General features: G+C 33.8%; 5 protein-coding genes and 2 pseudogenes. All 7 read right to left on the minus strand.

Annotated features, from left to right (window positions below; genetic code table 11):
- Positions 1–77: pseudogene (locus HFD15_RS13690) on the minus strand (IS6 family transposase); the annotation flags it as partial.
- Positions 64–648 (minus strand): stage II sporulation protein M, encoded by a 585-nt coding sequence (locus tag HFD15_RS13695; protein ID WP_167593791.1) that lies wholly within the window; start codon positions 646–648, stop codon positions 64–66. The gene HFD15_RS13695 and the pseudogene HFD15_RS13690, both read right to left, overlap by 14 nt.
- A 123-nt stretch (positions 649–771) precedes the next feature.
- Positions 772–1,908: a restriction endonuclease subunit S gene (locus tag HFD15_RS13700; protein WP_230315893.1), complete on the minus strand. Its 1,137-nt coding sequence runs from the start codon at positions 1,906–1,908 to the stop codon at positions 772–774.
- The gene (locus HFD15_RS13705) at positions 1,896–2,510 is read right to left on the minus strand and encodes an HTH domain-containing protein (protein WP_167593793.1); all 615 of its coding nucleotides are present in this window, start codon (positions 2,508–2,510) and stop codon (positions 1,896–1,898) included. Before HFD15_RS13705 ends, HFD15_RS13700 begins: the two co-directional genes overlap by 13 nt.
- Entirely contained in the window at positions 2,503–3,702 is a 1,200-nt protein-coding gene (locus HFD15_RS13710) for a RepB family plasmid replication initiator protein (protein WP_167593794.1), read from the minus strand. Before HFD15_RS13710 ends, HFD15_RS13705 begins: the two co-directional genes overlap by 8 nt.
- Before the next feature lie 1,479 nt (positions 3,703–5,181).
- A complete protein-coding gene (locus HFD15_RS13715) occupies positions 5,182–5,772 on the minus strand; it encodes a site-specific integrase (protein WP_167593795.1) in 591 nt (196 codons plus the stop codon).
- 23 nt (positions 5,773–5,795) lie between these two features.
- Positions 5,796–6,137: pseudogene (locus HFD15_RS13720) on the minus strand (IS6-like element IS1216 family transposase); the annotation flags it as partial.
- Between the last annotated feature and the right edge of the window lie 151 nt (positions 6,138–6,288).

Genomic DNA, 6,288 nt, shown 5'->3' on the forward strand with positions numbered 1-6,288 from the left:
GTAATAGAGGGGGCTTTATCTGTGACTACAACCTTCGGTTCATCAAACTGCTTCACTAACCGCTTAAGAAAAGCATATATGACTAATCCAATCAGCAACGTAAGTTTCGGTGAAAGCTGCGATAACAATTAATGGGATAACGTACTTAACATACGAGATTAATATTAACTTGAATTCATAAAATAACTCAGTATTTGTTTGTTTGTTCCTAGATATTTTGTATCTAATCCATTTGTTAAAACGATCAAGAGCGACCATCCATAAGCAAAATGCGAATATCTCTAATAATATATGAGGTAGCGAAGAAATTAATATAATAAAAGCTTTTGCAACCGAGTATCTAAATGCTATCCCAAATAAAATTCCAGGTAATATAGCTGTAAAAAGTGGCTGAATCCAATATAAAAATCGGAGAGGTATAATTGAAAAAATTAACATCCCCATTGGGACTTTAAATCCATTATTAAAAATATAAGCAACAACTAAATTTAATCCTGATTTCTGTGAGACCGATTTGGAAATATTACTTGATACAGAATTTAATGTATCTGAGAAATTAGGATTGATAATATAAGTTTTTACAGCCGAGATAATAATAACAAGCATAATGATACTTAAATACTTAATGGGTTTAAAAACATTATTCATTTGCTTACTCCTTTTAGAGTTATTATATCATTAGAACAAAAAAATAGCCCCCAAGATCTAAAAGTTAGATCTTAGGGGCTATTTTAACGGGATTTATCAGGGGTTATTATATAATTATAGACCCTAAACAAACATCTTTTGTAAAAAGCCTTTTTTCTGTTCTTTCAATAAATCTAACTTACGTTGATGAAGGGTGATAGTGTTGTCGAGTTGTTTGAAGAATGAACCAATTTGTTTTTGTTCTTCCACATTTCTGGTAAAACATAAATCTTTATTTTTCAAAATTGTAAAATGACGCTTATATCCTTGAGGAGCTGGTTTATAACGTTCTAACGTTGTATAAAGGTAATCACCCTCAAAATTATCTGCACTTAAAATTTTTACTCCATCAGTAGCAATAAAGAATGGACTTTGTGGATTATATAACGAAACAGTATGGTCTCCAAATAGAGTTATATCTTTGTAATCAGTAAAAGGTTCACCATCAGAATATCCAACAATTGGATTATTACCTTGTTGAATCACTTCGTACTTACCATCATCTGAACCATCAGCTAAGTACGAACGGAATGAATGTGTTTTTAGAATATCTTTGAACTTACGTTCTTCCCAATCGTCAGCAAACCCCGCAAATCGCAATTCAGGAACTTTGGCACCATTTTTAGGGAACATTTTTTGCAAGTAGCCTTTTTTCTGTTCCTTGAGTAAATCCAACCTACGTTGATGAAGAACGATAGTGTTATCGAGTTGTTTGAAGAAGGCACCAATTTGTTTTTGTTCATCCTTGCTTGGAATTGCAAAATCTGTGGAAGAAACGTTTTTCCAATCAGAACGCGGCATCTTTGTACCTGAAGTATCGTTTGCAACTTTTTGATAATTATCTGATTGAATTAGGTAATAATCAAAGGACGGAACGCTAACATCAGTAGCTTCAAAAACCCAGAAATCACCTAATGCAACACCTTCAAAATCAGAGAATAACCAATTTTTCAAATACGGACGAAGTTTCCCATACAAAATATTTTCAGGTTCAAACAACGTGCCTTTTCGACTATCAAATTTTGATGAAATATCTTTGTTTAAGCGACCTTCTCCTGAAACAATATCCTCAAACTCAACTTTAGGTAAAACATCAGAATTAGAAGATTTATTCACTCGGTTCACAATTTCAGTTAACTTACGCTGTTCCCAATCGTCCGTGAATCCTTTAAACCGCAATTCTGGAACTTTCTTTTTAATTGAATCATCTATTTTCGCCATAGTTCCCACCATTTTCTTGGTTTTTCTTGTTCTTCTATCCTTTTTTGACCTTTGATTTGTTCCTGCAAATTTTCCAACTTCTCTTTAAGAGCGTTCACTTCATCTTTATATTGATTGTCTAAGTGTTTGAATTCTGTTTCCTGTGTAGACATTTTAAGAGCTTTTAAGTCATTGATTTCTGACTTATACTCTTCAAGTAACTTTTTATCCTGCAAAGCTAGGCGTTGTTGCTGGTCTAAGAGGTTTTGAGTTTGTTTTTGTGCTTCCACTAAACTTTTTATTTGTTCGTCTTTAACTGCTAATTGTTTATCCCTATTTTTCTTAACTTCTTCAATTTCATTTAACAAATATTGATTAATATTCGGTTCTTTTTGTTTGTCTGTTTGTCGCTTTTTTGTCGATTCATTTGTCTTGTTTTTGTTTGTCTGTTTGTCTACTTTACCCCTTATAAATTCTTGTTCTATCGCAGACAAAACCGTTACACCTTTGTCGTTTGTTTGTCGGTTTTTGTTTGTCAATGATTTTATATGATATTGAATAGCTTGTTTAGAAACACCTAACTCATCCGCCAACTCTTTAATCGTTTTTAAATTCTCACTCATGACTTGCACCTTTACCTCGAACCTTTGCACGTTCTGGTTGTTCAAGGTCTTGTAATTTTACAGTTGGTAGGTATTGTTCAATGGCTTTCTTCAAATACTTGGCTACATTGCGTTTTGAATAAGCTTCTTGTTTGCTGGCTACATAGCTTAAATGGTCTTTGACCCCATTCAATCCTCTTAATTCCTTTAACTCGTCATACAACGGATAGACGTTCTTTTGCAAACCTGCCATAAGTGCCGTGTCCGTCATTTCAAGAGGGGATAAGAGAAAGTTTTCAATCAATAATCGTGTGTACTTGCTTTCCATTGCCTGTTTTAATAAGTCAGCTTCATTTCTTGATTTTTCCTCTTTGTCGGATTGATAATCTTTATCTTTTAACTTATAGCTGTTATCATCTGCTCGACGTTTTTTTGTGATATGAAAGACAATAGAATCAATGCTTCGTCCTTTTTTTATCTTGTCATAGGTCACATTAAAAGACGTATGGGCGTTGATTTCTTCTAAAGGTTTTTTTAATATCCATGTTTCAAAGTTGTCGATTCTTGGGTAATCTTTTACAGTATCTGTCAATGCTCGCAATTCTCGGATGGAAATGGTAGGGTTTCGGTAGGATTCCACTTGTTCTTCTCTCCGTCCACCCTTATAACTATAATGCTCATATTGGTTATAGTTCATGGATAACCAACGGTACAAGATAATAGAGTATTTGCTATTGAGTTCTGCAAGATCGGATAAAGCGTGTTGCGTAAAATTCTGTTTTAGGTTGATTAAATACGGCATAATTTCAGGACTAAATCGGATAGTGACTTCATCATGATAATCCGTCCACTTTACATAGGGAATCGGCACAATATTTTCAAATTCAAAACCATGTTCTTTTTTTTCTTTGATTTTAAAAAAGGCTTGTTTTTGCATGTTCTCGACTGCCTGTTTAAAACGACTGTGTTTGTCATTATCAGACACCTTAAAAAAAGCAAAGAGTTCGTTCTTCGATAAATAAACCGTATGATCTTTTGGTGGTTCTTCGGTATCAATGCACGATACGGCTAATTCAAACATTTTCAATGGCGTTTTATCCATTTTGGCAATGCTGGTAATTAAAGAATTATGCTCTACTACTCTTCGTTTTGATAATTCGTTCAAGATTTGCACCTGCTTCTGATTTTGTTCATTCTTTGGTATAATAGACATAGAGATACGCTCCTTTGCGTGTTCTAGAGTGGGCATAGAGAGACTCATTTAGACGTGTGATTTCTCTATGCTTTTATTATATCAAAATACTCCTAGTTAAAAAAGTTTTTTCTAGGAACATACACAGTTTTTTCTAGGAACATACACAGTTTTTTCTAGGAACATACACAGTTTTTTCTAGGAATAAAAATCTGAAATCCTTTGAAAACACTCACTTTTTTTTGACGCAAAAGAATAAAAGATTAAAATATATAAGATAAATATATAATAGGCTTCGCCTTTTTTTATTTTTTTCAAAAATTTAAAACCAAAGGTCAAAGTCATCAAAAAAAGGAGTGAGCGAAAACCACGCTCACATTTTACTTGCAGCGTTCACTCGCTAAAAGAAAAGATCAAAACCACTTTTAGGAATTTATTGGATTCCCTCTAATTGCTCGTATAAGCTGTTTTAACTGTTTGACTAGCTAAATACTCATATCATGGAATCAAGCGTCTTACAGACGGTCAGGGCAAGCCCTAACAACCCTTAAATGGAAAACCGATACTTTGTTTAACTTGTTTTTTTACAACTTACAACAAGATATTCAACTCAAAATCAATTTAAACCCCCTTAAAAGCTCGTTTAAGCCTTCTTAATGCTCCCTTTGAACAAATAGACCGTTTCGAACTAAAGTCGCTTAAATCGAGTTTTAGAGCGTTTTAAAATAGAATGATGAAAAACTAAAAAGTTTCAAACGCTGGTCGGCTTCTTTCGTAAAAAAAGAATGCAATGCGCACTTACACATCACTCTAAAAACGAGTGATGTAATGACTAAAAATCGTGTATCAGAAGTTGCTTATCACAACAGCAAAATTTCATGCTAGTAGCGTCTCTTAAATGAGTGAGTCTTTGTTTCAATTTGTGATACATTTTTCTGATCCATCAAGAACTTCCTCAAAGATAAAATGCCTCAGCGCTCATTCCTCAATCGCCCTTTGTCATTGATTTTGTAATAAGTATTGCGCCCTATTCGGTTACAATCCTCATAACAAAATAGACCATATAAAACCATAAATACTGCAAGCTATCACATTGTAATACAAAGCACTTCGTTCTTGTATTACAATGTGGCTTGAAAAGGGGGAAGTTTCACTTTCCCCTTTTATCCCCTTTGGATTGTGTCGATTTGCTTTACGCAAACGCCACCTACCCATTTTATTTTTATAAAATGGGCAAAAGATCTTTCTTTTTGTCATACAAAAAGAAGAAAAAAAATAGACGATTTTCTTCTTCCGAAATCGTCCCTCTTTTTTCTAAAACCATGGATGGATGGATGAACAAAAAATCTCTCGTATTTTGTTTGTTCATCCACTAAAAATATGCGAACAGTATGGCTTCATTCAATCCTGTTCTTACAAGTCAAAACCATCGAATCGTCCAAGGACGATTCAACAAAAAAAGTAGTCGTTTTTGGACGACTACTAAGTTCTAAACATTCATTACCCAAAATCAATTTGGTCTAACATCGTTTCTCGACTAGCTTGATCTAATCCAAGATACGTTAAGGTCATAGCTTCACTTGAATGGTTTAATAAATGCATCACTAAACCAATATTATAGTTTGACTGCGTATAGACCCGATAAGCGCCTGTTTTACGCATGGTATGCGTTCCTAGATAGTTAATTCCTAAAAGATCACCAACTCGTGCCATAATCTTATAAAATTGCTTTTCAGTGATATGACGCTCTGGGCGAGAGGTTGATGGAAATAACCATTCAGAATTCATGTTTTGTTGGATGAGCCATGCATGATAAAGCATTAAATCTTGTTGGACAGGTTTTAAATATAACGTATTTCCCTTACCTGTTTTTTGATCATGAATAAATGCAGTTTGTTTGACTGTTCCATCAAGATTAAAGACATCTGTTTTTTTTAATTTCATGACGTCACTCACACGTAGCAAGGTCGCTTTCCCAACTTGGAAAATTGTATAGTTGCGACGACCAGCACGAAAACTATCAAGTAGTGTATCCTGCACCATTTTTAAGATATTTGAATCTTTGATGGGTAGAACGATTTGTTGAACCATATTAGTACTCCTCCTTTAACTTAATAGGCTGCTTGTGTGTCCCGTTTTTTACGTAACCAAATATCCAAGGTTAAACCATCTGCATCGATGGCTCGATACAAATAATGCCATTTTCCTTTAATTTTGATGTACGTTTCATCCATTTTCCATGAATAAAAGGATTTTTTATTTTTCTTTTTCCAAATTTGATAGAGTAGTTTGCCATATTCTTGCACCCAACGATAAATCGTCGTATGAGAAACGTTAATGCCACGATCATATTAGATTTCTTGAACTTCACGATAGCTAAGGTTATAACGAAGATAGTAGCCCACGGCTACAATAATCACATCCTGCTGAAATTGCTTTCCTTTAAAATGATTCATCGTCATTCCTCCTGCTATCTTTTTCTATTATTCTACCTTATTTGATAGTAGATTTAAAACTTTGCAACAGAACCGCCTATTTTTATCGATTTTTCAGTAAAAACATTGTGAATATTGGTGCAAAAAGGCGTATCATTTTTAAAAAATTTTA

The organism is Lactococcus sp. EKM203L, from assembly GCF_011800585.1.
Taxonomy (GTDB): Bacteria; Bacillota; Bacilli; order Lactobacillales; family Streptococcaceae; genus Lactococcus; species Lactococcus lactis.